Raw genomic sequence first — 15028 nt, 5'->3', positions numbered from 1 at the left:
GCAGTTCCAAATTCCAGGCGGCGCGAAGCGGGTTGCGCGTTGGCCGATCGAATCCGTTCCCGTGCCCGCATGGCACGGACGGTGGGTCGCGGTATCCAATTCCGCGGCATTGTTTAGTACTGGGCGCTTCACCCCGATAGACCACTGACGAGGAGCCATACCATGGCCGTTAAGAAAGCTGCCAAGAAGTCCGCCGCCAAGAAAGCGGTGAAGAAGGTCGCCAAGAAGGCTGCCGCCAAGAAGACCGTGAAGAAGGCCGCTGCCAAGAAGGCAGTGAAGAAGGTTGCCAAGAAGGCCGCCAAGAAGACCGTGAAGAAGGCTGCTGCCAAGAAGACGGTGAAGAAGGCTGCTGCCAAGAAGACCGCCAAGAAGGCTGTGAAGAAGGCTGCTGCCAAGAAGACCGCCAAGAAGGCCGTCAAGAAGACCGCCAAGAAGGCCGTCAAGAAGGCTGCTGCCAAGAAGACCGTGAAGAAGGCTGCCAAGAAGGCTGCCAAGAAGCCGGTCGCCAAGAAGGCTGCCAAGAAGGTCGCCAAGAAGCCGGCCGCCAAGAAGGCTGCCAAGAAGCCGGCGGCGAAGAAGGTTGCCAAGAAGCGCGCCAAGAAGGCCGCTCCGGCTGCCATGCCGGTGACCCCGGCGCCGATGATCTAAGAAAGCCCCGATACCAAGAAGCACGCGGTACCCAACGCTCCCTTCCCGCAGCCCAGGCGGGGAGGGAGTTTTTTATTGCCTCGGCGCACGCAAGCATCCGCCCCCAGAGAGCGCATCGCCTGGGTTGGCTGGCCAACCTGAATGTCGGGCAACCTCTGGCAATTGGGCGGGTTCGTGGGCGCTTTCCTGGTTTCTGCGGCGACTAGGATCAGATGGCCGGGGATTTCTGGTGCCACTTCACCTCTCCATTGGAGGGGGCTTGTTTGGCAGGACAGTCAGGACGTCCTCGGCATCAGGAAGGGCGCATTCAATACGCGCTCAACAGCACCAACAAACGATGGAGTCGTTATGAAAAGTGCAATGGCAATTGCCCTCTTGGCCGTGACGTTCAGTGCTGCGGCAGGATCCGGCGTCGAGAGCCGACCCAATGTCGCGATTGACCCCAGTGCCATGGCCGTGCAGGCCAACCCAGCCTGGGACGTGGCGCCCAAGCTCATCCAGGGCAAGACCCCCATCTATCCCGTTTCGCAGCTTGTGGCGGGCAAGTCGGGCGCGTCGATCATCGTCTATACGATCGGCACCGACGGCAAGGCAAAGGACATCCTGATCGAGCAGACGGATGACCAGCGCTATGCCAACCATGTGCGCGTTGTACTGAAGGATTGGAGCTTCCACCCGGCGACGAAGGCCGGTATTCCGGTCGAGGCTCGCGTGCGGCAGACGTTCAAGTTCCAGCAGCAATAACCGGCCAAACGCAGAAGAGGCGAGCCAGTCCGGCTCGCCTCTTCTGGAATGACCTTTCGCGGCGTCGACTTCGGCGGCCGCGCCTCCAGCCAATAACCTCAGCGCGGAGCCGCACTCGCCTTGGTAGCAGCCGCGCCAGCCGGTGCCGGCAACTCGGCGCCATCGACGTACAACGGCGTCTCATTGACATCCACGTCCAGCCACCGCTGCTGCGGCAGGCCCACGGCGCGGTCGAGGATGGTCGGCAACAGGCCCGACGGCACCGAGCTTTCGCTGTTCCAGAGCAGCGCGACGCCAAAGTCGCGGTCCGGCAGCATGGCGATCAAGCCCCGGTAGCCCTGCACTGCGCCGCCATGGAAGACCACGCGCTCGCCGGCGTAGTCATACACCCGCCAGCCCAGCGCGTAGCTCGCCGAGTTGAGCCGCGTACGCCGCCATGACGACCCGCGGATCTCGGTCGGCGTGGACACCAAGGGCTGGTGCAGCGTCGCCAGCAGCGGCGCGGGCAACACGTCCGGGCGATAACCGGTGTGGGCGAGCAGGTACTGGGCCATGTCGCTGGCGCTCGCATTGACGCCGGCGGCCGGCGCCACCTGATAGTACGTCGACTTCGGTCGCACCGAGACCCAACCACCACGGCCCCTGACGTGCGGCTTCGCCCAGCGCGCGCTGGATTCGATGCCCTCCAGCCCGAGGCTGGCATCGTTCATCCCGAGTGGCTTGAGGATGCGGCGCTGCACTTCCTGACTGTAGAAGTCGCCGGTGGCCGCGAAGACGATGTCGCCGACCAGGCTGAAGGCAATGTTCTGGTAGCCGTAGCAGGTGCCCGGTTGGCACTTGAGCGGCGCGTTGGCCAGCTTGTGGGTCAGCGTGCGGTAATCGGTGTAGGCCTCGAGTTCCCGGTCGTAGGCATTGTGCGGCAGGCCCACGCGGTGGCTGAGCAGGTCAGCCACGGTGATGTTGCGCGCCGCGTTCGGGTCGCTCAGGCGGAACTCGGGCAGGTAGCGGACCACCTTGCTGTCCCAACGCAGCGCACCGTCGTTGACCAGCATGCCGGTCAAGGTGCCCGCGAAGCTCTTCGAGAGCGATGCCAGACGGAAAACGGTGTGGGCATCCACCGGCTCGGCGGCTTTCACGTCGGTAATGCCGTAGCCGCGCGCGCTGAGCACGCGGCCGTTGTGCACCACCGCCATCGCCAGCCCGGGCACGCGCTGGTTGGCGACCAGTTGCTGCGCCATCGCTTCGATCTGGTGGACGTCGAACCCGCCGGCCAGCGGCTTCATCGCCTGTCGCGCATAGGTGCTGCGGTGCTGCTGTCGCGCGATGTCGTGCTCAGACCCGTCGGCGCGGGCCGCGGACGCAGCGTTGGGTTGCGACGGCCGCCAGTGCATCGGCGTCTGCGCGGTCGAACCCAAGGTCAAGGTGAGAAGGATGGCCGATGCGCCGATGCGCATGGTCGTCCGTGACCGCCGGGGTGCGTGTTCTTTCATCGTTCGCAACGCCTGCGTATGCTCAAGCTTCGGTCGATGATAGCGCCGTTCTCAAGGATGTGGGGGAGGAATGATGGTCAGCTTCATGATTCTGTTGGTTTTGGTGATCGGCATCGCGCTCTGGGCAGTGGGCCAGTACAACGGGCTGATCGCGGCCCGCAACGCGTTCAGGAACGCATTTGCCCAGATCGACGTGCAGTTGCAGCGCCGTTTTGAACTGATTCCCAACCTGGTGGAGACCGCCAAGGGCTATCTGACGCATGAACGCGAGACGCTGGAGGCGGTGATCGCGGCCCGCGGCGCGGCAATGGCGGGCCTGTCGGCCGCCCACGCCAGCCCGGGTGATCCCGCCGCCATGGCCCAGTTGGCGAATACGCAAGGCCAGCTGAACGGGGCCTTGAGCCGGTTGCTGGCGGTGGCCGAGGCCTATCCGGACCTCAAGGCCAACCAGAACATGATGCAGCTCACCGAAGAGTTGACCAGCACGGAGAACAAGGTCGCCTTCGCCCGGCAGGCCTACAACGATGCGGTGATGGGCTACAACAACCGCCGCGAGGTGTTCCCGGCCAGCCTCATCGCCAACAACTTCCGTTTCCTGCCGGCGGCACTGCTGGAAATTCCGGCCGAGAAGGCGCAGATGCGCGAGGCGCCGCAGGTCAGGTTCTGACGGCATGAACTTCTTCGAGCGCCAGGACCAGGCCCGACGCATGTCGGGCCGGCTTCTGTTGCTGTTTGGCGCGGCGGTACTCGGCATCGTGATCGCGGTGATGGCGGTGATGTCGGTGTTCCTCGGGCCCCGACCGGGGCCGCTCTTGACGGGGGCCGTCGCGACGCTGGCGGTCATCGGGTTGGGGTCGCTGTACCGCATCAGCAGCCTGGGCAGCGGCGGCGAAGTGATCGCCCGGGAGATGGGTGGCGTGCTGGTGCCCGAGGACACGCGCGACCCGGCGCTGCGCCGCTTGCGCAATGTGGTCGAAGAGATTGCCATCGCGTCCGGCGTGGCGGTGCCGAACGTATTCGTGCTGGAGCACGAGGCCGCCATCAACGCTTTTGCCGCAGGCTATGCGCCCTCGGATGCCGCCATCGCGGTCACGCGCGGCGCGTTGGAGCGGCTGAACCGCGACGAATTGCAGGGCGTCATCGCCCACGAATTCAGCCATATCCTCAATGGCGACATGCGGCTGAACATCCGGCTGATCGGCGTGCTGTTCGGCATCCTGATGGTGGGGCTGGTGGGCCGCAAGGTGCTGGAGCACGGCCGGTTCAGTGGTGGGCGTCGCAACAGCGGGGCAGCGGTCGTCCTGATCGCCGCGCTTGCGGCGATGGTGATCGGTTACGTGGGCCTGTTCTTCGCGCGGATGATCAAGGCGGGCGTCAGCCGCAGCCGCGAGCGATTGGCCGATGCCTCGGCGGTGCAGTTCACGCGGCAGGCAGCGGGACTGGCCGGCGCGTTGAAGAAGATCGCCGGCCTGCACGAAGGTTCCCGGATGGCCGAACGTGGCCAAGCCGAGGAAGTGAGCCACATGCTGTTCGGTGACGGGGTCGGGTTCCGTGGCTGGTTCGCCACCCACCCGCCCCTGCTGGAGCGCATCCAGGCGCTGGAGCCGTCGTTCGGCGAGGCCGAACTGGCCCGCCTGTCGCACGAGTGGGCCGTGCATCCGCCGCAGGGCCTGGAGGAAGACGCCCATCTGGGGTTCGCTGGTGCGGAGGCCAACACCGCCCTCCCGGCCGCCAATTCGGAGCATGTGCTTGCACCGGGTCGGGTGGTGGAAGAGGTGGCGGCTCCGCGCGCAGAGGATTTCGTGCTGGCCGGTGCGATCGTGGAAAGCTTGCCACCCGCGGTGCACGCCCTGGCTACGCGACGTGAGTCGGTGATGCTGCTGCTGATTGGCCTGCTGCTGGACCAGGATGTCCAGGTGCGCGAGCGGCAATTGTTCGAAGTGGCGGCCCGCATGGGCCAGGACGTGGCGGGCGGTGCACGCCTGCTGCACGAACGCCATCTGGCAGACCTGCACCCCATGCACCGGCTGCCGCTGGCGTCGATCGCCTTCCCGGTCCTGCGGTTGAGGCCGCGACCGGAGCTCGATCTCTTCATGGATACGACAGGCGCACTGGTCAACGCTGACGGCAAGGTGTCGCTGTTCGAGTATTGCCTGGGGCGCCTGTTGACCGTGCAGGTGCGCGAGTCGCTGGACCCCTCGCGCTACGCGCGCTTCGGACGCACCAAGCTGGGTGGCGCGCGCCGCGAGATCGCCACGCTGCTGGCCGTGTTGGCCCAGCACGGACACGCCGATGCCGAGACGGCGCGCTATGCCTACCTGCGCGGAATCCAGCGCGTGCTGCCGGTCGACGCGCTTCCGTACCTGCCGCGCCCCCAGGGCGTGGCGGCGCTGGATGAGGTGTGGATGCCGCTCGACTCCCTGGACCCTCTGGCCAAGCAGTTGCTGGTGGAGGCGCTGACGGTGACCATCAGCCACGACGGACGCACCACCGTGGCGGAGGCTGAGTTGCTGCGCACGATTTGCGCCATGCTGCATTGCCCGCTGCCACCGACGTTGCAGCCGTCACCGCGCCCGGTCGCGTAGCCTGGTGGTCCGGCGGGACCTGCCCGCCGCCTGCCGTCAGACGTCCCGGATCAGGTCCGCCGCGCGTTCAGCCAGCATGATGGTGGGCGCGTTCGTGTTGCCGCCGATCAGCGTGGGCATCACCGAGGCATCGACGACCCGCAAGCCTTCCACGCCGCGCACGCGCAGCTGCGTATCGACCACGGACGCGGCATCGTTGCCCATCCGGCACGTGCCGATGGGGTGGTAGACGCTTTCGGCCTTGGCGCGGACGAAAGCTTCCAGTCCGGCGTCGTCCAGATCCTCCCGGGCTGGGAATATGGGCGTGCCACGGTATGGCGCGAATGCGGGCTGCGCCAGCACCTCGCGCGACAGGCGCGCGCATTCGACCATCATCTTCAGGTCGAAACCCTCGGCGTCGCCAAGGTAGTTGGGATCGATGCGTGGTTTGTCGCCGGCCCTCCCGCTGGCCAACGACACGCGGCCGCGGCTGCGTGGCCGCAGGAAGCAGGCATGCACCGTGTAGCCATCGCCCGGCAGGCGATGCCGGCCATGGTCGTCCAGCATCGCCGGCACGAAGTGCATCTGGATGTCCGGACGCTCGTCGGGCGCGAAGCGCGAGCGGATGAAGGCACCTGCCTCGGCGATGTTGCTGCTGCCCGCGCCGCTGTGGCCGCGCAGGTAATAGTCGAAGGCAACCTTGAGGTCGCTCAGCCGGTCATAAGTGATGCGTTGGGTGGCGTGGTAGAGCGTGCAGACGTCCAGGTGGTCCTGCAGGTTGTCGCCTACCTGCGGCGCGTCCACCCGGACTTCGATACCGTGGCGGCGCAGGTCTGCGGCCGGGCCAATGCCCGACAGCATCAGCAACTGCGGTGAGTTGATCGCGCCACCGGACAACAAGACTTCGCGATTGGCGGCCTGGTGGAAGGCCTTGCCGCCGGCGGTGTAGGTCACGCCATTGGCACGCAGCGCGCCACCCTCCTGGGAGAACGTGATGCGGTTGACCAGCGCACCGGTCACCACATGGAGGTTCTGTCGCGTGCGCACCGGGTGCAGGTAGGCCACCGCGCTGGAGCATCGCGCGCCGTTCTTCTGCGTCACCTGGTAGAGCCCAAAGCCTTCCTGCATGGGGCCGTTGAAGTCGCGGTTGGCCGGGTACCCCGCCTGGCGGCCGGCCTCGATGAAGACGTGCGACAGCGGATTCGTGTAGCGCAGGTCGGACACGTGCAGCGGTCCGTTGCTGCCATGCAGCCGGTCGGCGCCGCGCTCGTTGTGCTCGGCCCTCCGGAAATAGGGCAGCACCGATGCCCAGTCCCAACCGCTGGCGCCCGCCTCGGCCCATTCGTCGTAGTCGCGAGGTACACCGCGGACGTAGCACATGGCATTGATCGAACTGGAGCCGCCCAGGACTTTGCCGCGTGGCCACCACAGCGCGCGATTGTCCAAGGCTGGAACGGGCGCGGTGTTGTAGTCCCAGTTGACGCCCTTCTGGCCCACGAGCTTGGCCAGGCCTGCCGGCATGTGGATGAAGGGGTGCCAGTCGCGTGGCCCCGCTTCCAGCAGCAGGACCTTCACGTGGGGGTCTTCGCTCAGCCGGTTGGCAAGCACGCAGCCGGCCGAGCCGGCGCCAATGATGATGTAGTCGTACACACGCAAGTCCGCTGGCGTCACGCAGGGAGGCTAGGCGCCGAAGGTAGAGCAAATGCTCGGCGCGCCGGGGGTTCCTCATGCTGCCCTGATCGGATACCGTGGCGCCAGCCACCCCAAGGTCACGCCCGTGCGCTCCGCCCAACCTTCGGCTCCCGGTCGGTTCCGTGCCGCACTGGCCGAATCGCCGCCACTGTGGTGGTCGCTGCTCTATTTCTTCTGCCTGTTGTGCGGCTACTACGTGCTGCGGCCCGTGCGCGACGCGATGGGCGCGTCCGGCAACGTGGCCGACGTGTTTCCCCACTGGCTGGTGGCGTGGGCCTCGCGGGCGGGATGGGATCTGGGCGGCCTGACCCTGCAAGTCCTGTTCACCGTCACCTTCGTGGCCATGGTGGTGCTGCAACCGCTGTATGGCGCGTTGGTCTCACGGTTTCCGCGGCGGGTGTTCCTACCAGCGGTGTACCTGTTCTTCATCGCCTGCCTGCTGGGATTCCATTGGGTTTTCGATCACGAATGGAGCGGCCGCGGCGCGGCCTTCTTCGTCTGGACCGCCGTGTTCAACCTGTTCGCGGTGAGCGTGTTCTGGAGCTTCATGGCCGACGTGTTCGACAACGCGCAGGCCAAGCGCTTCTATGGCTACATCGGAGCGGGCGGCACCATTGGGGCCCTCGTGGGTCCCGTGCTCACGCGGGTGCTGGTGGAGCGCGTCGGCGTGGACAACCTGCTGCTGATTTCCGCCGGTTTCCTTGGGGCATGCCTGCTGTGCATCATGAAACTGCGTCCATGGGCCCTGCGCAGCGAGCTGGCCCGGGGCGAGGCGAGTGGTGAGGCCGCCATGGGCGGGTCGGTCCTCGCGGGCATCCGGCTGGTCCTGTCCGATCCGCTGCTGCGCGCCCTGGCGATGCTGATGTTCTTCGGCGTCGGCGTGGGAACGCTGCTGTACAACGAGCAGGCGGCCATCGCCAAGGCCAGCTTCATCGCCGACGAGGCCCGCACGGCCTATTACGCCAACATCGATCTGGCGATCAACGCGCTGACCATCACCACGCAGTTGCTGGTCACGCGCTGGCTGCTGCGTCGGTATGGCATCGCGCCGGCGCTGTTGTTGCCGGGCATTGCCATCGTGTTCGGATTCGCCCTGCTGGCGGCATCGCCGCTGCCAATGCTGGTGGCCGCGGTGCAGGTACTGACGCGCTCCAGTGAGTTCTCACTGGGCAAGCCGGCGCGGGAGACGATCTACACCCGGGTGGACCGGGAGTCGCGCTACAAGGCCAAGGCGGTCATCGATACCGTGGTTTACCGCGCGGGCGACCTCAGTTTCGTGTGGCTGCACAAGTTCCTGGCGGTGTTTGGCCCGGCAACGGTGTTCGCTGCCGGGGTGGGCGTGGCCGGCCTGTTCCTGTTCAGTGCATGGCGGGTCGTTCGCGAACAACCACCGGTCCCGGAGGGCGTGCCCGCGGCGACGTGACGTGTTCAGCCCGTCCGCGCATCGCGGCGCGGCGAGCGGGGCGACACCCACATCGCGATGCGTGCGCGGAACACGGGTTCGCCGCCCTCGTCGCGCACCTCCACCGTCACCGGGGCTTCAAACCCGGCCTCCGCGGCCTCCAGCGGGCGCTCCGGGAGAGCAACGGCGTGCATCGTGCCGGTCGCCTTCTTCAGGTAGTCCACGCTCATGCCTTTGGGGATCCAGCGCATGGTCGGTGGCAACGTAGCGTCGGTCATGACCCCGGCCGCGAGCTCCGCCATGTTGCACAGGGCAATGGCATGCACGGTTCCCAGGTGATTGTGCACGCGCCTGCGATCCCGCATGCGCACCTCGCAGCGTCCGGGCTCGAGCGCGACGATCAGTGGCGCGATCGTGCCGAAATAGGGGGCCTTGAAGCAGACGGCGCGGGAAAACAGCCAACGGCCACCTGGGAGCGCGGCGGCCTGGCGGTAGAGCTTGAGAAGTCGTGTCTGCACGCGGGTTCCTGTCTCAGTGGCGTGACGAAGCCGAAGGCTTGGGGTTCTGGAATGAAGCTTGGCGCGGTTCCGGTCCCGTGACAGACTCGGGCCTCAGCACACTGTCATGGATGATCGGAGGTCGTGGAACGTGATGCCGCTTGCGTGGGCGCTGTTGCCCCTGGTGCTGTCGATTGCCGGCACCTCCGCTGGCGCAGCCAGTGGGGGCGAGTCCGCGGCGACGGCCGGCAGCGCGGAGCGGGTCCCGCCGGTCCGGCTGGTCGAGGAGATCCGGACCATCGAACTCCAGGCCGCCACGTTCGAGGAACTGCGCGACCAGCTCCGACGTGACGGCTTGCTGATGACGACCCTGGGAAGTCACGGCCTTACCGCCAGCCGCATTGAAGTGCAGTATGAGTTTGATGCGGCCCGGCGGCCGTGCCAGATCGGCCGCGCGGAGGTCAGCGCGCATGTCGTCGTCACGTTGCCCGACTGGCGCCCGCAGCGACCTCCTTCGAACGCGCAACGTCAGCAGTGGGAGCACTGGCTGGCAGCGCTGCATCGACACGAAGCCAGGCACGCCGCGGATGCAGTGACGACGGCGGGACAACTCAGGGCCGCGCTGCTGGCCCAGATGCCCCGGCCGCGGTGCCGCGATCTCGACTGGGACGTGCAGCGCCAGATTGACCGGGCGCTGCTCAAGCTGCAGCTGAAAGGGGAGCGGTTTGACCAGGCCACCGACCACGGTCGGCGCGCCGGCGTTGAACTGTGAGTCCCCTTCGTCGACGCATCGGTTCGATCCGTCGACGAAGGCCATCCCGCTGGAGCGCCGTGCTCAGGCCGCGTTGCGGGCCGGGTTCGCGGTCGGCCGGTAGCCGGCCGAGCGCAACTCCTCCGCGTCGAAGTCGTCAACGCTGATGGTGTCGATCGTCAGTTCGCGCAACTCTTCCAGCAGCTTGCGCTCGTCCGCCGTGATCCAGCCTTCGCGCACGCCCTCGTCCAGTTGCGTGGTGAAGTCGTGGGCCGCGATGTCGCTGTTCTTCAGCGCCTTGACGAACTTGCGCTCCACCGGCTCGGCCAGGATGGCCTTCTGCAGGTAGCTGTTGATGCGGCCCGCCGGGTTGTTCTCACACGGCGTGGTAAACACGCCCGCTGCCAGGCGGTCACGCGCCTCGTTGGGCGACATCAGCAACGAAGCGACCTTGTGGCACAGGCGGTCGCTCGGGTACTGCGCACGACGGCCCAGCGGGAACACCAGCGCCCACAGCAGCCAGCCGATCGGGCGGATGGGGAAGTTGCGCAGCGCCCCGGAGAACGCGTTCTCGATCTTGAACACCGCGTTGTGGATGGACCACGCCAGCAGCGGCTGGTCGGAGGCCGGACGGCCTTCGTCCTCATAGCGCTTGAGCAGGGCACTGGCGATGTACAGGTTGCTGAGCACGTCGCCCAGGCGGCCCGACAGCGACTCCTTGAACTTGAGCTTGCCGCCCAGCAGCAGCATCGAGGTGTCGGCCATCAGCGCCAGCGCGGCCGAATAACGGTTGAGCTTGCGGTAGTAGCGACGGGTGTAGGTGTCCCCCGGCGCGGCGCCGACCTTGGCGCCCGAGAGGCCGAACCACAGCGAGCGCACGGCATTGGAGATGGCGAACCCGATGTGGCCAAACAGCGCCGCGTCGAAGTCGCGCATGCGCGCCGCCGCATCCGGGTTGGTGGCCGCCTTCATTTCCTTGAGCACCCACGGGTGGCACAGGATGGCGCCCTGGCCGAAGATCATCAGAGAGCGCGTCATGATGTTCGCGCCTTCCACCGTGATGGCGATCGGCGATGCCTGCCAGGCGCGGCCCGCGAAGTTGCGCGGGCCGAGGATGATGCCCTTGCCGCCGATGATGTCCATCACGTCCTTGGCGACCTCGCGGCCCATCTCGGTGCAGTGGTACTTGGAGATGGTCGACGGCACCGCCGGCAGTTCGCCGCGCGCCACGGCCGCGGCCGAGGCCTCTGCCAGCGCGCTCACGGTGTAGGCATTGCCGCCGATGCGCGCCAAGGCTTCTTCCACGCCTTCAAAACGGCCGATCGACAGGCCGAACTGCTTGCGGATCCGCGCGTAGGCACCCGTTGCGATCGCGCCGATCTTCGAGCCGCCACTGGCGGTGGAGGGCAGGGTGATGGAACGGCCGATCGACAGGCATTCGACCAGCATCTGCCAGCCCTTGCCGGCCATTGCTTCGCCGCCGATCAGCTGGCTGAGCGGAATGAACACGTCCTTGCCGCGCACCGGGCCGTTCTGGAACGGGCTGTTGAGCGGCATGGCGCGGCGACCGACCTCGACACCGGCAGTGTCACGCGGCAGCAGGGCCAGCGTGATGCCGATGTCTTCCTTGTCGCCAATCAGGCCCTCCGGGTCGTACATGCGGAACGCCAGGCCAATCAGCGAGGCAACCGGCGCCAGGGTGATGTAGCGCTTGTCGAAGGTCAGCTTCACGCCGACCACGCGCGCACCGTTCCAGTCGCCCATGCAGACGATGCCGTAGTCCGGGATCGACGTGGCATCCGAGCCCGCCCACGGGCCGGTCAGTGCGAAGCACGGTACCTCGCGGCCATCGGCCAGGCGCGGCAGGTAATGGTCCTTCTGCTCCTGCGTGCCGTAGTGCATCAGCAGTTCCGCGGGGCCCAGCGAGTTGGGCACGCCCACGGTGGAGCTGACCACCGACGAGATCGAGGCGAGCTTCTGGATCACCTTGTGGTTGCCCAGCGCGGTGAAGCCCAGGCCGCCGTACTCCTTCGGCACGATCATGCCGAAGAACTTGTTCTTCTTGATGAAGTCCCACAGCGCCGGCGAGAGATCGGCATCCACGTGGGTGATCTGCCAGTCGTTGGTCATCCGGCACAGCTCTTCCACCGGGCCGTCGAGGAAGGCCTGCTCATCCGGACGCAGCGTGGGCTTGGGCTGGCTGGCCAGCACGTCCCAGTCGGGACGGCCGGAGAACAATTGCCCTTCCCAGCCCACGGTCCCCGCTTCAAGCGCGACGCGCTCGGTTTCCGACAGCGGCGGCAGGATCTTGGTGTAGAAGCCCAGCAGCGGCTTGGTGATGAAGGACAGGCGGATCTGCGGCAGCAGCAGCGGCACGGCGACCAGTGCGAGCAGCACGCCGGCCACGACCGTCGTGGTGCCGTTGGCGCCCAGCAGCCAGCAGGCCACGAGAACGGCAGCGGTCAGCGCTGCCCAGACGGCCAAGCGCAGGCGGTGGTAGGCCGCAATCGCGCCCACCAGCAGGAAGGCAAGGAAGGGAACGGCGATGCTCATGGTCGTGCTCCGGCGGGCGCCAGGCCCGCTGCTTCAGGCAGGGTCGATGTGAAGGTCGGGCGGCACCGGTTCAATGGGGGTCTGAAGCAGTGGGCCGCATTCCGGGCGGCACTCACTCATTCAAACGCTGGCATCAAACGAGTACCATACGACCGAGTATGGAATTGCCGAATCCGCCCTGTCAACTGGCCTGATGATGCATTGCAATACTGCTTTGGCCCCAGCCGTACGTTTAGAATTGTCAGATGAACGATGCTGAATTGAGCAAGCCCGAGCGCAGCGGCCGCCTGAGCGCTGACGATTGGGCCCAGGCCGCACTGGACATGATTGCCGAGCAGGGCGTGGCGGCCGTGGCCGTCGAGCCGCTGGCCCGGCGACTTGGCGTCACCAAGGGCAGCTTCTACTGGCACTTCCCGTCCCGGGATGCGTTGCTGGTGGCCGCGCTGGAACGCTGGGAAAAGCTGGAGCTTGAAACGGTCTGGGGCCAGCTGGAAGCCGTGCCTGATCCGCGCCAGCGCCTGCGCGCGCTGTTCGAGATGGTCGCGCATGAGTTCAAGTCCCACGTCATCTATTCCGAACTGTTGAAGGCGGCGGACAACGCGGCCGTGCAGCCGGTGATCGGCCGCGTCTCCGAACGCCGCCTGGATTACTTGACGGCAGCCTTCCGCCAGGCCGGCCTCGGGCGCACCGACGCCCAGCACCGCGCGCGGCTGGCCTATTCCGCCTACGTGGGCTTCCTGCAGCTCAACCTGCAGCTGCACCAGACCCGAATGCAGCACGAAGAGTTCGAGGCCTATGTCGAGCACATGATGGCCACGCTCATCCCCGCTGCCTGATTTTCTTACCTGTTAGTTCCGCCCGTAAGGGCCGGAGGAGTATCTGTGAACGCATCCACCCAAGACCTTTCCTTCTCCTCAACCGTCGAAGGAGGGGCCGGCAGCCGACTGCCGTCGTTGAACGACTGGGTGGCCCAGGTCGCGGCGCTCACGCGCCCGGCCGCGATTCACTGGTGCGACGGCAGCGATGCCGAAAATGAAGCCCTCGTGGCCCGCATGCTGGCCGACGGCACCCTGCACAAGCTCAACGAAGAGACCCACCCGGGCAGCTACCTCCATCGCTCGCACCCGGACGACGTCGCCCGCGTGGAGCACCTGACCTTCGTGTGCACCACGCACCACGAGGACGCCGGCCCGAACAACAACTGGATGGCGCCGGAAGAGGGCCATGCGGAGATGGATGCGCTGTTCGACGGCTGCATGCAGGGCCGCACGATGTACGTGATTCCCTATTGCATGGGCCCGATCGACTCCCCGCTGTCACGTTGCGGCGTGGAAATCACCGACAGCCCGTACGTGGTCGCCAACATGCGCATCATGACCCGCATGGGCGCACCGGCGCTGGCGCGCATCGAGCGCGAGGGCACGTTCGTGAAGGGCCTGCACTCCATCGGCGAGCTGGACCCGAACCGCCGCTTCATCATGCACTTCCCCGAAGAGCTGACGATCAAGTCGTACGGCTCGGGTTACGGTGGCAACGCGCTGCTCGGCAAGAAGTGCCACGCGCTGCGCATCGCATCGCACCAGGCCAAGTCGGAAGGGTGGCTGGCCGAACACATGCTGATCCTCGGCATTGAGAACCCGCAGGGCGAGACGCATTACGTCGCCGCCGCGTTCCCGTCGGCGTGCGGCAAGACCAACCTGGCCATGCTGATTCCGCCGGAGGGCTACCGCAACGCCGGCTGGAAGGTTTGGACGATCGGCGACGACATCTGCTGGATGCGCCCGGGGGCCGACGGCCGCCTGTACGCGATCAACCCCGAAGCCGGCTTCTTCGGCGTGGCGCCGGGCACCTCGCGCAATTCCAATGCCAATGCGCTGGCCTCGATCCAGAGCAGCACGATCTTCACCAACGTGGGCGTCACCGCCGACAACCAGCCGTGGTGGGAAGGCCTGGAGAACGGCCAGACCCCGGTGATCGACTGGCGCGGCAACCCGTACGACCCGGCCAAGGGCCCGGCCGCGCACCCGAACTCCCGCTTCACCGTGAGCGCCAAGCAGTGCCCCTCGTACTCGCCGATGGCCGAGGGCCCGCAGGGCGTACCGATTTCCGCGATTGTGTTCGGCGGCCGTCGCGCCTCGCTCGTTCCGCTGGTATTCGAGGCCCGCGACTGGACGCATGGCGTCCTCGTCGGCGCCGCGATGGGTTCGGAAACCACTGCCGCGGCCACCGGTGCCGTGGGCGTGATGCGCCGCGACCCGATGGCGATGAAGCCCTTCTGCGGCTACAACTTCGCCGACTACTTCAGCCACTGGCTGTCGTTCGACAAGGAAGGTGCCAAGCTGCCGAAGGTCTTCCACGTCAACTGGTTCCGCAAGGGTGACGGCGGCAAGTTCCTGTGGCCGGGCTTCGGCGACAACCTGCGCGTGCTCGAGTGGATGATCCAGCGGGTGAAGGGCGAGGCGGATGCCGTCGAGACGCCGATCGGTGCGCTGCCGGCCGACGGTGCGCTCAACCTCGAGGGCGTGAAGCTGAGCGAGGAGGGAAAGGCCAAGCTGTTCGGCTTCGACCGCGATGCGTGGGCGGCCGAGTTCGACAGCATCGGCGAGTACCTGGAAGAGTACGGCCCCCGCATGCCGCAGGCGCTGAAGGATGAGCAGCAGCGCATCGCCGGTCTGCTGGCCGGCTGA

The 15028-nt window shown here is 66.7% G+C and carries 12 protein-coding genes; 8 read left to right on the top strand and 4 right to left on the bottom strand.

Features of this window, described 5'->3' with window-relative positions; all coding sequences use genetic code 11:
- Positions 1-162 precede the first annotated feature (162 nt).
- Entirely contained in the window at positions 163-648 is a 486-nt protein-coding gene (locus tag ACYVBS_RS05760; RefSeq protein ID WP_460822389.1) for a hypothetical protein, read from the top strand.
- Positions 649-1008: 360 nt separating this feature from the next.
- On the top strand, positions 1009-1392 hold the full coding sequence (locus ACYVBS_RS05755; protein WP_460822387.1) for an energy transducer TonB: 384 nt from the start codon (positions 1009-1011) through the stop codon (positions 1390-1392).
- A 98-nt stretch (positions 1393-1490) separates the two neighbouring features.
- Here ACYVBS_RS05755 and ACYVBS_RS05750 read toward each other — a convergent pair whose 3' ends face one another.
- Positions 1491-2846 (bottom strand): serine hydrolase domain-containing protein, encoded by a 1356-nt coding sequence (locus ACYVBS_RS05750; RefSeq protein ID WP_460822386.1) that lies wholly within the window; start codon positions 2844-2846, stop codon positions 1491-1493.
- Positions 2847-2967: 121 nt separating this feature from the next.
- On the opposite strand from ACYVBS_RS05750, the gene ACYVBS_RS05745 reads away from it, so the two are divergent.
- The gene (locus ACYVBS_RS05745; RefSeq protein ID WP_460822385.1) at positions 2968-3549 is read left to right on the top strand and encodes a LemA family protein; all 582 of its coding nucleotides are present in this window, start codon (positions 2968-2970) and stop codon (positions 3547-3549) included.
- Between the two features lie 4 nt (positions 3550-3553).
- Positions 3554-5467, top strand: coding sequence for a M48 family metallopeptidase (locus tag ACYVBS_RS05740; RefSeq protein ID WP_460822384.1), 1914 nt, complete (start codon positions 3554-3556; stop codon positions 5465-5467).
- A 36-nt stretch (positions 5468-5503) separates the two neighbouring features.
- Here ACYVBS_RS05740 and ACYVBS_RS05735 read toward each other — a convergent pair whose 3' ends face one another.
- Positions 5504-7096: a GMC family oxidoreductase gene (locus ACYVBS_RS05735; RefSeq protein WP_460822621.1), complete on the bottom strand. Its 1593-nt coding sequence runs from the start codon at positions 7094-7096 to the stop codon at positions 5504-5506.
- Between the two features lie 127 nt (positions 7097-7223).
- On the opposite strand from ACYVBS_RS05735, the gene ACYVBS_RS05730 reads away from it, so the two are divergent.
- Entirely contained in the window at positions 7224-8561 is a 1338-nt protein-coding gene (locus tag ACYVBS_RS05730; RefSeq protein ID WP_460822383.1) for an NTP/NDP exchange transporter, read from the top strand.
- 5 nt (positions 8562-8566) lie between these two features.
- Here ACYVBS_RS05730 and ACYVBS_RS05725 read toward each other — a convergent pair whose 3' ends face one another.
- Positions 8567-9058 carry a hotdog fold domain-containing protein gene (locus ACYVBS_RS05725; protein WP_460822381.1) on the bottom strand — a complete coding sequence of 164 codons (492 nt, stop codon included), beginning with the start codon at positions 9056-9058 and terminating at the stop codon, positions 8567-8569.
- Positions 9059-9164: 106 nt separating this feature from the next.
- Here ACYVBS_RS05725 and ACYVBS_RS05720 point away from each other — a divergent pair, with 106 nt between their 5' ends.
- Positions 9165-9809 carry a DUF922 domain-containing protein gene (locus ACYVBS_RS05720; RefSeq protein ID WP_460822380.1) on the top strand — a complete coding sequence of 215 codons (645 nt, stop codon included), beginning with the start codon at positions 9165-9167 and terminating at the stop codon, positions 9807-9809.
- A 63-nt stretch (positions 9810-9872) separates the two neighbouring features.
- Here the strand turns inward: ACYVBS_RS05720 and ACYVBS_RS05715 are convergent, their stop codons facing one another.
- Positions 9873-12341, bottom strand: coding sequence for an acyl-CoA dehydrogenase (locus ACYVBS_RS05715; protein WP_460822379.1), 2469 nt, complete (start codon positions 12339-12341; stop codon positions 9873-9875).
- 245 nt (positions 12342-12586) lie between these two features.
- On the opposite strand from ACYVBS_RS05715, the gene ACYVBS_RS05710 reads away from it, so the two are divergent.
- Together ACYVBS_RS05710 and ACYVBS_RS05705 are read left to right on the top strand one after the other, a co-directional pair.
- The gene (locus ACYVBS_RS05710) at positions 12587-13177 is read left to right on the top strand and encodes a TetR/AcrR family transcriptional regulator (RefSeq protein WP_460822378.1); all 591 of its coding nucleotides are present in this window, start codon (positions 12587-12589) and stop codon (positions 13175-13177) included.
- 108 nt (positions 13178-13285) lie between these two features.
- On the top strand, positions 13286-15028 hold the full coding sequence (locus ACYVBS_RS05705) for a phosphoenolpyruvate carboxykinase (GTP) (protein WP_460822620.1): 1743 nt from the start codon (positions 13286-13288) through the stop codon (positions 15026-15028).

The organism is Lysobacter olei (assembly GCF_054777355.1).
The sequence above is the reverse complement of the archived record's forward strand: the minus strand, read 5'-3'. Positions and strand labels throughout refer to the sequence as shown.

What these genes read in the sequence shown, in the direction of transcription:
- ACYVBS_RS05760 (WP_460822389.1), top strand. Translation starts at nt 163, where the DNA reads ATGGCCGTTAAGAAAGCTGCCAAGAAGTCCGCCGCCAAGAAAGCGGTG.
- ACYVBS_RS05755 (WP_460822387.1), top strand. Translation starts at nt 1,009, where the DNA reads ATGGCAATTGCCCTCTTGGCCGTGACGTTCAGTGCTGCGGCAGGATCC.
- ACYVBS_RS05750 (WP_460822386.1), bottom strand. Translation starts at nt 2,846, where the DNA reads ATGCGCATCGGCGCATCGGCCATCCTTCTCACCTTGACCTTGGGTTCG.
- ACYVBS_RS05745 (WP_460822385.1), top strand. Translation starts at nt 2,968, where the DNA reads ATGATTCTGTTGGTTTTGGTGATCGGCATCGCGCTCTGGGCAGTGGGC.
- ACYVBS_RS05740 (WP_460822384.1), top strand. Translation starts at nt 3,554, where the DNA reads ATGAACTTCTTCGAGCGCCAGGACCAGGCCCGACGCATGTCGGGCCGG.
- ACYVBS_RS05720 (WP_460822380.1), top strand. Translation starts at nt 9,165, where the DNA reads ATGGATGATCGGAGGTCGTGGAACGTGATGCCGCTTGCGTGGGCGCTG.
- ACYVBS_RS05715 (WP_460822379.1), bottom strand. Translation starts at nt 12,341, where the DNA reads ATGAGCATCGCCGTTCCCTTCCTTGCCTTCCTGCTGGTGGGCGCGATT.
- ACYVBS_RS05710 (WP_460822378.1), top strand. Translation starts at nt 12,587, where the DNA reads ATGAACGATGCTGAATTGAGCAAGCCCGAGCGCAGCGGCCGCCTGAGC.